Here is a 14,934-nt window from a genome sequence, read left to right as displayed (position 1 = left end):
GGCAGCTGGCGACGTGTTTTCTGCTTGCGATAGGGCGGCAAGACGTCCGAACCGCACGGGCAAAAGACGCGCTGGAACGATCGGCAGGTCGACACAGCGGTGGATAACGCGGCGGTGACGACACGGCTAGCAGACGACACTGTGATACATATGGCACGGAGGGACACGATGAGCGAGCAGAACGCGACGGATGCGGCAACGACGGCATCAGCGGCGCCAGCGACGAAGAAATCGTACGCCAAGGCCCGGCACCGTTGGAGCAAAGAGGTGTCCACGGTCGAGTTCCAGCTCGACAATTTCGAGAGCACGGCCACGGTGCTGTGGCGCAAGCGGAACGAGATGGTCATCAAAAAAGGCGCGAAGCTGCGCCGCGAGGCCCCGCTCAACAAGGATGGCTCGGTCGGCCTCGACGACCGCTGGGGCAACATGCTTCGCCAGGAGCACGCCGACGCGATCGAGGATTTCGAGACGACGGAAGACATCGTGCTCAAAAGCGTGAACGAAGTCGGCCTGTTCCTCTACTTCGGTCGCGCCAACGGCTGGCTGCAGTTCTTCGACAAGGACGGCAAGAGCATCAACGACTGGACCGTGGTGCAGTAGGCCATACTGTGCAATATGTCGCCGTGCGATAGGGCAACTGTATGACGGGATTCGCAAGTTGCTGACTGTGTCTGCCGTGTTATGGCATGCAGTAGCATGACGCATTGGCGCGAGTGCTTCGAATGCGCCTCGTAGAATTTACAGGGAAACCTCACTCGCCGAATGAACGTTTGGATTAGGTCCGATGGGTCTTCATGCTGTCCGTTGTGCCATGTTTCAGCTTATCTCAAAATGAACTATGACGGAGCCTTTTCGCGACTGCCACCTGTTTCCTGCATGCCTTGCATCCCGATAAGTACCTGTGAGCGAAATCACCATGTTCGCCGTGATCATGGCGATGGTACAGGCATAGACTGGAGGCGTTCATGAAGTCTACAAGGAGGTAGTCATGACGTATCAAACAGTCAATCCCTATACCAACGAAGTCGTCACGGAGTATCCCTTCGCCACTGACAGCGAGCTGCAGGACGCTTTGGCGCTCGGTGCGCAGCGCTACGAGGAGTTCAAGACGCAGCCGATCGCCGAGCGTGGCGCACTGCTGCACAAGGTCGCTGCAGCGCTGCGCGAGCATGCCGATGAACTCGCCAAGATCTGCACCGTCGACATGGGCAAGCTGGTCGGCGAATCGGCCGGCGAAGTGGAGCTGTGCGCTATCATCGCGGACTGGTTCGCCGATCACAGTGAAGAGCTGCTCAGGCCGGATTCGATCGAGACGATTGCGACTGGCGAGGCCGAAGTGCGGCATCATGCGGTGGGAGTCGTCATGATGGTCGAGCCGTGGAACTTCCCGTACTACCAGATCATGCGCGTCTTCGCGCCGAATTACATGGTCGGCAATTCGATGATTCTCAAGCATGCGGCGAACACGCCGACCTCGGCCAAGCGCTTCTGCGAAATCGTGGAGGAGGCCGGCGTGCCGAAGGGGACGCTGACGAACCTGTTCCTGACCTACGATCAGGTCACGGACGCCATTGCCGACCCGCGCGTGCAGGGCGTCGCGCTGACTGGCTCCGAACGCGGCGGCAAGTCGGTCGCCGAGGCAGCGGGCAAGTACCTGAAGAAAAACACGATGGAGCTTGGCGGCATGGATCCCTTCGTCGTGCTCGGCGACGCGAACATGGACGATGTCACCAACCTCGCCTGGCGCGTGCGGCTCTACAACTGCGGGCAGGTGTGCACCTCATCGAAGCGCTTCATCGTGATGGACAACGTCTACGACGAATTCCTCGACGCGCTCAAGAAGAACTTCGCCGCCGTCAAACCCGGCGACCCGCTCGACCCGGCCACCACGCTCGCGCCGATGAACACCAAGCGCGCCAAGGAGAAGCTGCAATCCCAGCTCGACGATGCGATTGCCGCTGGCGCGAAGCTCGCCTACCAGTATCCCGAAATCGACTCCGACGGCCAGTTCTTCCGCCCGGCCATCCTCACCGACATCGACCCAAGCAATCCGGCATACAAGAGCGAGATGTTCGGGCCGGTCGCAGCCGTATACCGCGTGCATTCCGAGGAGGAAGCGGTGGCGCTCGCCAACGACAACCCCTACGGGCTGGGCGGCATCCTCTTCGCCGGTGACCCGGATCACGGCGCGGAAGTCGCCTCGCGCATCGAGACCGGCATGGTCTACGTCAACAACTTCATGGCCTCGCTGCCCGAGCTGCCCTTCGGTGGCGTCAAGCTGTCGGGCTATGGGCGCGAGATGAGCCGCATCGGCCAGCTGGCCTTCGTCAACGAGCAGCTCATCGTCAAGGCCGCGCATCCCGATCTGACGAATCCGGCCGGGGGTTTGGTTGTGGCGTGAGCTTCCGTAGCATAGACGTGTTCTTATAGCACAGTGGTTCCATAACGCAAACGCACTCGACGTCGCATGCTGGTCGCTCAGCGTACGACGTCGATTGCGTTATCTGTCCGCATGCCGCTCATGTTCCGAGGGCAAGGGTTGGCTGACGGTTCTGGAGGCTTGGGACTGGAGATGGGTCGAAAACGTAAATTTCACGGGAAAATTCGACTGCATGCGCGCGGAAATGCCGACTTGCGGGACTTCGCAGGGCGAACAAGCGGAGCTGCGCTCGAACTGAACGCTGTTCGACGTGACCGAATACTGCTACAGTGGCGACTGGCGCTCCCGCCCGGACTGCGCAGGTCAAGGGGCGTCTCAGGTCCCCTGTAGCCGGATATCGCACGGGCGACGTGGCATTACTGTGCGCAGCGCGAGGGATCGGAGTCCCATGAGCATATCCAGCAAGTCCAAACGTCCATCTTCATCTTCTTCATCGTCGTCTTCATTGTCTTCGCCCGGCGTTGCGGCCTCGCTGCGCTGGCGCCCGGTCGATATCGCCGTGGGCTCCGCGCTCGGCGTGGCCTGCGGGGTCATATTCTGGGGCTTCAACTTCGCGTATTCGGCTCTTTCGCCGATTCTGGGCGGCATTCTGCCGGGCTTCGCCAGCATCCTGCACGCCTTCTGGTATTTCTCCGGGCCGCTGGCCCTGCTGATCATCCGCAAGCCGCGGGCCGCGATCTACGTGAACTTCATCGGCTCGCTGGCCGAGATGCTGTTCGGCAACAGCTTCTCCTTCAGCTTCGTCTTCATTTCGGCGGCCTTGCAGGGCGTCTTCTCCGAGCTGCCGTTCGCCGTGACGCGCTACCGCGTGTTCAATCCGGCGATCGCCGTCGTTTCGGGTGCGCTGACCGCGATCGAGTACGGCCTGTATCTGCTGTTCTTCCAGTATCAGGGCGTCGCCTTGCTCAGTCCGCGCGGCGTGACGCATATGGTCTGCGAGGTTCTGGGCGGCGTGCTGATTGCCGGGCTCATGAGCTGGGCGCTGTACCGTGCCATCGCCCGGACCGGGGCGTTGGAGCGCTTCGCCTCCGGGCATGATGCGCGTCGGGGCGTGGGAAACGCTGAAGAGGCGTGATTCGATTCGTTGTGGCTCACACCTTTTTCCGAGTACCGAAGAAGCGTGAGTCGCAACGAACAGTGCCGAGGGTAGGTTTTCGCATCGAAAATGTTGAAATTGCAACGTTCGCCGGCTATGAAAACCGAATATGATTGGTTCGATTGACTCGCACTTTTTGTGATGGTGCCAAAAAATGTGAGCCGGATGCTACACTATGCGAGTTGGCCTTCGCCAACGTGGGGCTGTAGCTCAGTCGGTTAGAGCAGCGGACTCATAATCCGTCGGTCCTCGGTTCAAGCCCGAGCGGCCCCACTCACAGCACCGAACCGCACAGTCTTTGCGATTCGGTGCTTTTGCACTCCGTCTTGTTCATGACGCTAATTCGAGGTACAAGGCATAAACAAGACAGAGTTCACCCAGCTCCGTTTTGTTTATGACAAATACCCGATGTGCATGGCATAAACGAGACAGAGCAAATGGCGTAGCCTCGACGAGGCCATGCGGAACTACGCCAAGGGCGTCATGCCGCAGCTATGCAAGCGTCCGCACAGGTGGCTATAATCTGTGAGGTTCCGGTTCACGCCCGCCATTGGGGCGCGGCGACCCGGGTCCCCGTTGAATCCATAGGAGACATTATGAAGCAGGGCATCCACCCCGATTACCACACCGTGCAGGTCACCTGCTCGTGCGGCAACACCTTCGTCACCCGTTCCACTGCCAAAAGCGATCATATGACCGTTGACGTGTGCTCGAGCTGCCACCCGTTCTATACCGGCAAGCAGAAGATCCTCGACACCGGTGGTCGCGTCGCTCGCTTCGAGCGTCGCTACGGCAAGAGGGCCAAGTAGCGTTATTTCGCCAGTCCTTGCGCGGCTGAATCGTTTCGGCGATTCGCCCGAGGACTGGCGTTTTTGTATCCGAAGAGGTTCGACCCGGCGCGGTATCGCAGGCGTCGACGAAACACATGAGCATGCACAAGCGCGTACAGGCGCATTCGAACATATATAAAGGACAGGCATGGCAGACGAACAGTTCGCCGCGGCGCAGACCGCGCTGAAGGAATACCGCGACATCGAACGGCAGATGGGCACGGCCGAGGTGGCGGTGGATCCCGATGCGATGCGCAAGCTTGGACGTCGCCATGCCGAACTCGGCATCATCGTATCCGCCTACGAACGCTACCAGCAGATCCACGATGATCTGGAAGCGGCCAAGGAGATGGCCGACGAAGACGCGGACTTCGCCGAAGAGGCCCAGCGTTTAGAGGCCGAACTGCCCGAGGCGCAGGAGAAGCTGCGTTCGGCGCTTATTCCGCGCGACCCCGACGACGCCCGCGACACGATCATGCAGATCAAGGCCGGCACCGGCGGCGAGGAAGCGGCTCTGTTCGCAGGCGATCTGCTGCGCATGTACACCCGCTACGCGGAAAAGCGCGGCTGGTCCACGACCATCCAGAGCGAGAACTCGACCGAACTCGGCGGTGTCAAGGACATCCAGCTGGCCATACGCGCCAAGGGCAATCCCGCGCCTGCGGACGGCGTGTGGGCGAGTCTCAAGTACGAAGGCGGCGTGCATCGCGTGCAGCGCATCCCCGTCACCGAATCGCAAGGGCGCATCCAGACCTCGGCGGCCGGCGTAATCGTCTTCCCCGAGGCCGACGATGACGACGATGAGATCGAAGTCGACCCGAAAGATCTCAAAATCGACATCTTCATGAGTTCCGGTCCGGGCGGGCAGTCGGTCAACACCACGTATTCCGCTGTGCGCATGACGCACGTTCCCACCGGCATCGTGGTGAGCATGCAGGACGAGAAATCGCAGATCCAGAACCGTGCGGCGGCGTTACGCGTGCTCAAATCACGACTGCTCGCCATGAAGCACGAGCAGGAGGCTGCCGAGGCCGCCGACATGCGCCACTCGCAGGTGCGCTCGCTGGACCGCTCGGAGCGCATCCGCACCTACAACTTCCCCGAAAACCGCATCGTCGACCATCGCACGAACTACAAGGCCTACAACCTCGACCAAGTGCTCGACGGCGACCTGCAGGCCGTGATCGACAGCGACATCCAGGCCGACGAGGCGACGCGACTGGCGAGCTGAGCCGGTTACTGGCTGGCGAACAGGCCGCAAAGGAGTTGCTATGAGCCGCTGTGACGAGCCTCTTGCCGCGTCCTGCGCCGCGTCGGACATGGCGGCCGGTTTAGTGCCGAGGCGTATGCCTGCTGGCACTGGCCAATCTGGTGCCGCCTCTCATGCTTTATTCGCGCAGCTGCGTACCGCTGCTGAAACGCTGCGATCGGTCGGGGGCGATACACCGCAGGTTGACGCCAAGCTGCTGATGGCATGCGCGTACGGAGTGGAGCCGCGCGATATCGATAAGGCGATGCTGCTCGGTCGCGAATTGCCTGAAGATGCGAAGGCCGCAAGTCGTTTCGAGGCCCTGCTCGCTCGCCGGGCTGCCCGGGAGCCGTTGCAATACATCACCGGGCACGCCCCCTTTCGGTTTCTCGATCTTGCCGTCGGCCCGGGCGTGTTCATCCCCAGGCCGGAAACCGAAAGCGTGGTGCAGGCGGCGCTTGACTGGCTGCGTGGGCAGGGGATTGCGCAGCCGCGAGTAGTCGATCTGTGCGCGGGCAGCGGAGCCATCGGGCTGTCCATCGCAACCGAGCTGCCTGAATCCCAAGTTTGGGCAGTCGAGCGCTCGCCGCAGGCATTGGTGTGGACTCGCCGCAACCGCGATGCTGTGCTGGGTGATGCCGGGTTGAGTGATGCGACGTTGACTACGTTGGCACCGGGGGGTGCGACAGTAGCTAGGGTTGCTCCTGGTGATGCCGCTTCGGGCGACGCTATGCCGAATGACGCGCCAGATGACACAGTGCCAGGTGCTGGCGCGACGGGCGCGGCTGTGCTGAAAGGCGCAGAGCCGACTGCGTTGGTGCCGGGAGATGCAGCATCGGATGACTCGAACGTTGCCGACGCGCCTTCATCGGCTCGCAACCAGCGATATCACCTCATACAGGGCGACGCGACGGAGACCACGACGCTGACCGAACTTGACGGAACCATCGACGCTGTAGTGACGAACCCGCCGTACGTGCCGCTTTCGCAGATTCCCGAGCAGCCTGAAGTACGCGAGCATGACCCGGATATGGCGCTGTACGGCGGGTCCGACGATGGCTTGACGATTCCCTACGCGATTCTCGCCCGTTCGGCCGCTTTGCTGAGATCCGGCGCCCTGCTGGTGATGGAGCACGACATCTCCCAAGGCCAGCCCTTGGTCGAACGCGCTCTGTGCAGCGGCTTCGAGGCAGCCCGCACCGGCAACGACCTGACCGGACGGCCAAGATACCTCTTCGCGATTCGAGGCTGAGTATTCGTGCGCCAGTGCCGATGGAACGCCATTTGTCCTGCGTGCTAGAAGTCCGCAGCTCACGAGGATAAGCGAATCCGCAAAGATGATGAGGTTGCGTGCTGCGGCACGTAGATTTTCTGATTTTCGATCGTATCTACGTTATGTGATGCGCTAATTCACCCTTGCGGAGGTCTATCTGCGTTATGTGTAGCGCTATTTTTCGGAGAGTCGAGTATCGACGGCCAGAAATCGCCATTTTCTGGCGGTGCTACTTGAGGTGTCGCGAGATTAACGCCTCACATAACGCAGATAGACCTCCGCAGCACCCCGATAGCGCTACATACAACGCAGATAGCCGGATGTCGTTGATGCAAACGCGCGAGAAACCGACAACCTAGTGTGTAAAGGTCACTGCGTAAACGTCACGCGCATCGGCGTTCTCCGTGATGTTCATACAAGGCAACAGGCGGCCCGCATCGGCATTATGCCGACACGTCGCGGCGCAATGGTGCAATGGGAGGTTGATACGAGGTTCAGGGAGGTTCTATGAGCGAGATTCGTGCCATCACCGACGAGTCGCTGGCGCTTGCGTCCGACATCGTGCGCCGAGGCGGGCTCGTCGCCATACCCACCGACACGGTGTACGGCGTGGCGTGCGACCCCTTCAACGCCGAGGCCATCGACCGCATATATGCAGCCAAGCAACGCCCGCGCTACAAGGCGCTGCAGATCATTCTCTCCTCGGTCGACGAGCTGGACGGATTGGGACTGTACCTGCCCGCGCCGCTCAACCGCTTGGCTGCAACCTTCCTGCCTGGAGCGTTCTCGCCGATCGCGCAGGCGACGGAAGAAAGCGCCCTAGGCACGCTGCGCACGGAAACGAACGGCAAGCGCACACAAGCCATCCGTATCCCCAACTCGGCGGTCTCGCTGCGCATCCTCAAAGCCATCGGACCGGTGGCCGCCTCAAGCGCGAACCGTTCGGGCGGCGAAAGCCCGCAGACTGCGCAGGAGGCTTACGAGGCTTTGGGCGATGACGTCGAACTGTACTTGGACGGCGGTGCGACGCAGGGCCATATCGCCAGCACCGTCGTCGCCGCCGACCCGCAGGAGCGCGACGGCATCGCCATCATCCGTGAGGGCATGATTCCGGCATCGGTGATTCGCAGGGCGCTGACCATCAACGGCGGGGGCTTGGGCGCGTGAGGGTCTACCTGTTCATTGCGGCGGTCGCCGGCGGTGTGACCTGGCTGGTCACGCCTCTGGTGCGGCACCTGTCCATTCGCGCCGGCGCGGTGGGCGAAGTGCGCGCCCGCGATGTGCACACCATGCCGACTCCGCGCATGGGCGGCGTTGGCATGCTGATCGGCTTCGCGACCGCGCTGATGTTCGCCAGCCGCATTCCCTTCATCAGCGGCTTGTTCGTCAACTCGCATCAGGCGTGGGTCATCCTCGCCGGAGCCGTGCTCATTTGCCTGCTCGGCGTCGCCGACGACTTGTGGGATCTCGATTGGATGCTCAAACTGGCCGGGCAGCTGCTCATTTCGGTGTTCGTGGCGTGGGGCGGCCTGCAGATCATCTCGCTGCCCTTGGGCTCGCTGGTCACCGCCTCCCCGATGATCTCGATGGCCATCACCGCGTTTCTGATCGTCGCCTCGATCAATGCGGTGAACTTCGTCGACGGCCTTGACGCCTTGGCCTCGGGCATCGTCGCCATCGGTGGCATCGCCTTCGCCATATACTCGTATATTCTCGCCCGCTCCTCGCCCAACTACGCTTCAATGGCCACGCTGCTCGACGTGGCGCTGGTCGGCATTTGCGTCGGCTTCATCCTGCACAACTGGCATCCGGCGAAACTGTTCATGGGCGACTCCGGTTCGATGCTGCTCGGCTATCTCATCACCTGCGCCTCCATCGTCATGACCGGCCATCTCGACCCGGCCTCGGTACACACCAGCGTGTACCTGCCGGCGTTCATGCCGATCCTGCTGCCGGTTCTGGTGCTCTTCCTGCCGGTGCTCGACATGATTCTGGCCATCGTGCGTCGCCTGAGCAAGGGCCAGTCGCCCATGCACCCCGACCGCATGCACCTGCATCATCGCATGTTGCGCATCGGCCACTCGGTGCAGGGCGCCGTGCTGATTCTGTGGGGCTGGGCCGCACTGATCTCCTTCGGCTCAATTATGATTCTGTTCTTCCGGGTGCGCTACGTCGTCATCGGCATGATTGCGGCAAGCCTGATCCTGACGGTATTCACGATGCTGCCCTATTTCCTGCGGAGACTGCAGGAACGCGGTGATTTCCGCGGAGGGTCGCGAGCTCCTGAGCATGCGCGGCGTGCGGGGGAGCACGCGGCGGCGGAAGAACGACCAGCTGCTGCGGACGCAAATGCTGCGGCTGCGCAGGACGCTGATGTCGCCAAGACCATTGAGGCTCCGCACCACATCGAATCTGAATTCGGCGCACGCGGAAATCAGTCCGAGCCCGACAACGCAGATGCGGGTCATGCTTCTTTGATGCACCCTTCTTCGGCAGGAATCCCTCCAAAAGACCCTTTGACAGCGTAGGACCTCGAACCACGTTCCCTTCGGCTGTCCCTTCGTCTCGAGTTTCCTCGGTGCGTGGCTCTCCAGCGCAGAATTCCGCAGCGTTCGGTCCTTCGATCGACTCCTCGGTCGGCTCCTCAGAACGCGGCCTCTCCATGTGCGCGTAGCATAGCGAATTCCCTGTAGCCGATTTCGTCAGCCCGGCCCCATATAGTGTCGATATGGCCTCAAATCCTGATATGAATACGGAATTCCCATACACCCCCGTTCCCACCGTTTTCGCCAAGCTCGGCTTGGCCTACGACGATGTGCTGCTGCTTCCCAACGAGACGGATGTCATCCCCTCCGAAGTAGACACCACAACCCATTTCACCCGCGAAATCACCATGAAGGTTCCGGCGCTCTCCGCCGCGATGGACACGGTCACCGAATCGGATATGGCGATTGCCATGGCCCGCAACGGCGGCATCGGCGTCCTGCACCGCAATCTCTCCATTGACGACCAGGCCGCGCAGGTCGACGTCGTCAAGCGCAGCGAGTCGGGCATGATCACCGATCCGCTCACCGTCAACCCCGATGTGACGCTTGCCGACCTCGACAAGCTGTGTGCGCGATTCCATATCTCCGGCCTGCCGGTGGTCGATCGCGAGAATCGGCTCGTAGGCATCATCACCAACCGTGATATGCGCTTCATCGCTTCCGAGGACTACGACCGGCTCAAGGTCAGCGACGTGATGACCAAGGAGAATCTCATCATTGGCCCGTCAGACATCACCAAGGAGGATGCCCATCACCTCCTGGCGAAGCACAAGGTCGAGAAGCTCCCGCTGATCGACAAGGACGGCAAGCTCGCCGGCCTGATCACCGTCAAGGACTTCGTCAAAACCGAGCAATATCCGGATGCGACCAAGGACGAGCAGGGCCGTCTGCGCGTGGCCGCAGGCGTGGGCTTCCTGGGCGATGCCTGGCAGCGTGCCTCCGCGCTTATGGAAGCTGGCGTCGACGCATTGATCGTCGATACCGCGAACGGCGAGGCGCGGCTGGCGCTCGATATGATTCGGCGCATCAAGGCCGATCCCGCCTTCAATGGCGTGCAGATCGTCGGCGGCAACATCGCCACCCGCCAGGGCGCGCAGGCGATGATCGATGCCGGCGTCGACGCGGTCAAGATCGGCGTGGGCCCGGGCTCCATCTGCACCACGCGCGTGGTGGCCGGCGTGGGCGTGCCGCAGCTGACGGCCGTGTACGACGCGGCCCAGGCCTGCAAGGCGGCGGGGATTCCCTGCATCGCCGACGGCGGCATCCACTATTCCGGCGACATCGCCAAGGCCTTGGTGGCTGGCGCCAGCTCCGTCATGCTCGGCGGCGCGTTGGCCGGCTGCGAAGAGGCTCCGGGCGAGAAGGTGCTCCTGCACGGCAAGCAGTACAAGCTCTACCGTGGCATGGGCTCGCTCGGCGCCATGGCCCCGCGCGGCAAGAAGTCGTATTCGAAGGACCGCTACTTCCAGGCCGACGTCACGAGCAATGACAAGGTCGTGCCCGAAGGCGTCGAGGGCGAAGTGCCGTATCGCGGGCCGCTCAACGCGGTGCTCTATCAGATGATCGGCGGCCTGCACCAGTCGATGTTCTACACCGGCGCGCGCACGATCCCCGAACTGCAGGAAAAGGGCCGCTTCATCAGGATCACCGATGCGGGCCTGCGCGAATCGCATCCGCACGACATCGTGATGACCGCCGAAGCCCCGAACTACAACGGCTTCCATAACTGAGGCCGGGGCGCTGTTCGGGTCTGCTAGCTGGGCTAGCTGACCGGTCTTGCTGGCTGAGCCGGCTTGGTGTTCGGTATGCCGATACTGGACAGGTTCGTGCGTTTCATACCGTTCAAACGCACGAGCCCACCCAGCATCAGGCGCACATGCAGTGATGATACTGGGCATACTGCTGCGTTTCACGCGCTGAAATGCGGCAGTATGCCCAGCGCGCTCGGTATCCGCGTTCGCAAGGCGCACAGTCGCGCTGGTGCGGTAGCGTTATGGATTCGGTAGTTCGAGGAAAGGCGGCCGGCATGGCTCAAGGCAACGATGATCTGACATTCACACCCGAGGAATCGCGGATGATATGGATTGACTGCGAGATGACGGGGCTCGACATCTTCCATGACGAGCTGTGCGAAGTGTCGGTCGTTCCTACCGATTTCAATCTCAAGGTACTTGATCAGGGCATTGATCTCGTAATCAAGCCTTCCGACGCATCCGTTGCTCAGATGAACGATTTCGTGCGCCATATGCACACCTCGTCCGGTCTGGTGGACGAGTGGAATGCCTCCGGTCTGAGTCTGGACGAGGCGCAGCGGCAGGTCGTCGACTATGTCAAGCGCTTTCTGCCTGAGCATGGCAAGGCGCATCTGGCTGGCAATTCGGTCGGCTCCGACAAGAAGTTCCTCGACCGCTTCATGCCCGATCTCATGGCGCAGCTGCACTACCGGGTGATCGACGTGAGCACGCTCAAGGAGCTGTCCCGCCGCTGGTACCCGAGCTCATACAACAACAAGCCTGCCAAGCACGGCGGGCATCGTGCGCTGGCCGACATCATCGAATCGATTGACGAGCTGCGCTACTACCGCGAGATGTTCTTCGTGCCGTCGCCCGGCCCTGATGACGCGCAGGCCGCTCAAGGCGCCGCACGCATCGAGGCTACCAGCCTGCTGCGCGACTACGAGGCGCAGGGCCAGCCGGTCGAAGATCCGAACCACGCGCAGAAGCCCGATTACTGATTCGCGCGATTGCAGATGCCGCCGGCGCCGCGAGCGAATGACACCGCTGGCTTGTTGGCATAGCGCCGACACGGGCAGCGAAACCGGCAAACTCCGCGTAGCCAATACACGCTACGCAATGATGCACATTGAGCACCGGCAAACACTGATGAGATAAACACTGATAGCTGAGAGGAACGCATGAACGCTGCTGATTGGACCACGATTGCCCCGGGTCCCCACGATATCCGTCTTGTCGTCGCCGATATGGATGGCACGTTGCTTGATGGCGACAGCCGGATTCCAGAAGGCTTCTGGGAGCGACTAGAACGGATGGAGCAGCTTGGCGTCCGTTTCGTGCCCGCCTCCGGCCGCCAATATGCCACGCTGACCGGCATGTTCGGCGCGGCGATGCCCGGTGGCTCGTACATCGCGGAGAATGGCAACCTGGTTGTCGCAGATGGCGAAATCACGTCGGTTTCCGGGATTGAGCATGGGGCCGTCAGCCGCATCATCGACGTAGTGATGGCAAACGGGCAAACAAGCCATGTTGCATCCGATGGCGCTGGCGCTGACGCCGCCGACGCTTCTGACGACGACACTGCGGATTCCGCTTCCGATTCCGGCGATTCTGTTTCCGCTTTTGACATCGGTCTGGTGCTTTGCGCGGCCGAAGGCGCCTATGTTACGCGCCATGACCCGGATTTCCTTGCCGAATGCCGCAAATACTATGCCAAGCTCACTGTCGTGGACGATCTGCACAGCATCACCGAGGATATCCTGAAAGCTGCGATCTTCGACTTCGGCCCCGCGCAGCCGATGGAGGACGCGCTGCTCTCCGGCTTCACCGAGGAGCTGCAGGTGGTCGTCTCCGGCGCGCACTGGGTCGATATCATGAATCTCGGCACCGATAAGCGCCGCGGCGTGGTGGCGCTGCAGGAGCATTTCGGCATCACGCCTGCGCAGACGGCCGTGTTCGGCGATTATCTCAACGATCTGGAGATGCTCGACGCGGGGGAGTGGTCTTTCGCTATGGACAACGCGCATCCCGATCTCAAGGAGGCCGCGCACTATATCGCGCCCGCGAACACCGAGTACGGCGTGCTGCAGGTGCTCGATCGGCTGCTGGGCTGATTCGCGCGGGTCACGTGGCGAGGCACGGATAGATAGGGGAAATATGAAGCAGGCCGATGCGCTGGCGGTTCTGAACGCTGGTGCCAATGTGTTTATCACCGGTGCGCCGGGAGCCGGCAAGACCTATGTGCTCAACCAGTTTATCGCCCACGCGCGTGCGGCAGGTGCGAACGTGGCGGTGACCGCCTCCACCGGCATCGCCTCCACGCATATCAACGGCCAGACCATCCACTCCTGGAGCGGCGTGGGAGTTTCGACCGCGCTCACGCAGAACCTCCTCAAGCAGATTCGCTCGCGCCGCAAGCGCAAGATCGAAGCCACCGACATCCTCGTCATCGATGAGGTCTCGATGCTGCACGCCTGGCTTTTTGACATGGTCGATCAGGTCTGCCGGGCGCTGCGGCATAGCCCAGAGCCTTTCGGCGGGCTGCAGATCGTGCTCTCCGGCGATTTCTTCCAGCTGCCGCCAGTGAGCCGGCCGGGCAGGAACAACGACCTGATCACGCCGAGCCCGGAATTCCTCGAAGCCCGAGAGCGCTACGTTCGCGCTGGTCGAAATCCCGAAGGCTTCATCACCGAATCGCTGGTCTGGGATGAGCTCAATCCCGTCATCGCTTACCTCACCGAGCAGCATCGTCAGGACGACGGCCAGCTGCTCACCGTGCTCACCGACATCCGCGAGGGTGGAGTGTCGCAGGAGGACCATGACGTGCTGGCAGGGCGGCTGGGAACCCAGCCCAATCCCGGTGAGGTGGCGGTCCACCTGTTTCCTGTCAACAAGCAGGCCGACAGCCTCAACGACTTGCAGCTGTCCCGTATCGCCGAACCAGCACACGAGTATTTCGCCGAATCCGCAGGCGAGGCGCGGCTGGTCAGCCGGCTCAAGAAGAACATGCTGGCACCGGAGCATTTGGAGCTCAAAACCGGCGCGGCGGTCATGGCGCTGCGCAACGACACGGACCACCAGTATGTGAACGGTTCGATCGGTACGGTGCGCGGCTTCGTGAGCGAGGCCAAGGGCGGCTGGCCCATCGTCGAATTCGAGAACGGCAACACCGTCACCATGAAGCAGGCCTCGTGGGAGATGATGGACGGCGAAACTGTTCTGGCCTCGGTCAAGCAGGTGCCGCTGCGCTGCGCCTGGGCGATCACGATTCACAAATCCCAAGGCATGACGCTCGACCGGGCGGTTATGGATTTGCGCCGCACCTTCGCTCCCGGCATGGGCTATGTGGCGCTGTCCCGTGTCGAAAACCTCGATGGGCTGTATCTTGGCGGCATCAATGAGCGGGCGTTCCTCGTCTCTCCGGATGCGGTGTTCCTCGATAGCCAGCTGCGCGATAACTCCACAGCAGCCAGCGCCATGCTGCGCGATGAGGGTGCCGAGGCCTTCACTAGGAGCGCTGCCGGGCAGAGCGCGGGCGACGACGAATTCATGCAGGACGAGCTGTTCTAGGCGCGAGACTTCGGCTGAGAGCCGGACTGACGGCAAATTCGCGCCGTGTCGATGCGCCTCGCATCGTATTCGTCGTCAATGTCATCATTGCCGTCTTGTCGTCATGATTTTCGTTCATTAGGCACTTTTTTCGTTCATTAGGCACTTCGCAAAGTAGACGCCGAATTCAGCGCGGAACATTGCGGCGGAATTCCGCC

Annotated in this window: 11 protein-coding genes, 1 tRNA gene and 1 pseudogene; all 13 read left to right on the top strand. The window is 61.7% G+C overall.

All coding sequences use genetic code 11. The features are described 5' to 3' along the window. Nucleotides 1-168 precede the first annotated feature (168 nt). Nucleotides 169-600 (top strand): hypothetical protein, encoded by a 432-nt coding sequence (locus BISU_RS04380; RefSeq protein ID WP_024463442.1) that lies wholly within the window; start codon nt 169-171, stop codon nt 598-600. A gap of 388 nt (nt 601-988) precedes the next feature. After that, complete coding sequence (locus BISU_RS04375; protein ID WP_024463441.1) at nt 989-2,401, top strand: NAD-dependent succinate-semialdehyde dehydrogenase; 1,413 nt, start codon at nt 989-991, stop codon at nt 2,399-2,401. Nucleotides 2,402-2,828: 427 nt separating this feature from the next. Then, the gene (locus BISU_RS04370) at nt 2,829-3,515 is read left to right on the top strand and encodes an ECF transporter S component (protein ID WP_024463440.1); all 687 of its coding nucleotides are present in this window, start codon (nt 2,829-2,831) and stop codon (nt 3,513-3,515) included. Between the two features lie 220 nt (nt 3,516-3,735). Beyond that, nucleotides 3,736-3,809 (top strand) — tRNA-Ile (locus BISU_RS04365). 323 nt (nt 3,810-4,132) lie between these two features. Continuing rightward, entirely contained in the window at nt 4,133-4,345 is a 213-nt protein-coding gene (gene rpmE / locus BISU_RS04360) for a 50S ribosomal protein L31 (protein ID WP_024463439.1), read from the top strand. Between the two features lie 169 nt (nt 4,346-4,514). After that, nucleotides 4,515-5,597 carry a peptide chain release factor 1 gene (gene prfA / locus BISU_RS04355; RefSeq protein ID WP_024463438.1) on the top strand — a complete coding sequence of 361 codons (1,083 nt, stop codon included), beginning with the start codon at nt 4,515-4,517 and terminating at the stop codon, nt 5,595-5,597. 40 nt (nt 5,598-5,637) lie between these two features. Further along, nucleotides 5,638-6,867, top strand: coding sequence for a N5-glutamine methyltransferase family protein (locus BISU_RS13130; RefSeq protein ID WP_226839136.1), 1,230 nt, complete (start codon nt 5,638-5,640; stop codon nt 6,865-6,867). A 528-nt stretch (nt 6,868-7,395) separates the two neighbouring features. Further along, the gene (locus BISU_RS04345) at nt 7,396-8,055 is read left to right on the top strand and encodes an L-threonylcarbamoyladenylate synthase (RefSeq protein WP_024463436.1); all 660 of its coding nucleotides are present in this window, start codon (nt 7,396-7,398) and stop codon (nt 8,053-8,055) included. After that, nucleotides 8,052-9,126 (top strand): annotated as a pseudogene (locus BISU_RS04340) (MraY family glycosyltransferase); the annotation flags it as partial. The gene BISU_RS04345 and the pseudogene BISU_RS04340, both read left to right, overlap by 4 nt. 490 nt (nt 9,127-9,616) lie before the next feature. Then, nucleotides 9,617-11,164 (top strand): IMP dehydrogenase, encoded by a 1,548-nt coding sequence (guaB, locus tag BISU_RS04335; protein WP_024463434.1) that lies wholly within the window; start codon nt 9,617-9,619, stop codon nt 11,162-11,164. Nucleotides 11,165-11,460: 296 nt separating this feature from the next. Beyond that, a complete protein-coding gene (gene orn, locus BISU_RS04330) occupies nt 11,461-12,168 on the top strand; it encodes an oligoribonuclease (protein ID WP_024463433.1) in 708 nt (235 codons plus the stop codon). 180 nt (nt 12,169-12,348) lie between these two features. Continuing rightward, entirely contained in the window at nt 12,349-13,281 is a 933-nt protein-coding gene (locus BISU_RS04325; protein ID WP_024463432.1) for a Cof-type HAD-IIB family hydrolase, read from the top strand. 43 nt (nt 13,282-13,324) lie between these two features. After that, complete coding sequence (locus tag BISU_RS04320; protein WP_024463431.1) at nt 13,325-14,737, top strand: PIF1 family DEAD/DEAH box helicase; 1,413 nt, start codon at nt 13,325-13,327, stop codon at nt 14,735-14,737. Nucleotides 14,738-14,934 lie beyond the last annotated feature (197 nt).

It is taken from the genome of Bifidobacterium subtile, assembly GCF_000741775.1.
GTDB classification, from domain to species: domain Bacteria; phylum Actinomycetota; class Actinomycetes; order Actinomycetales; family Bifidobacteriaceae; genus Bifidobacterium; species Bifidobacterium subtile.
The sequence above is the reverse complement of the archived record's forward strand: the minus strand, read 5'-3'. Positions and strand labels throughout refer to the sequence as shown.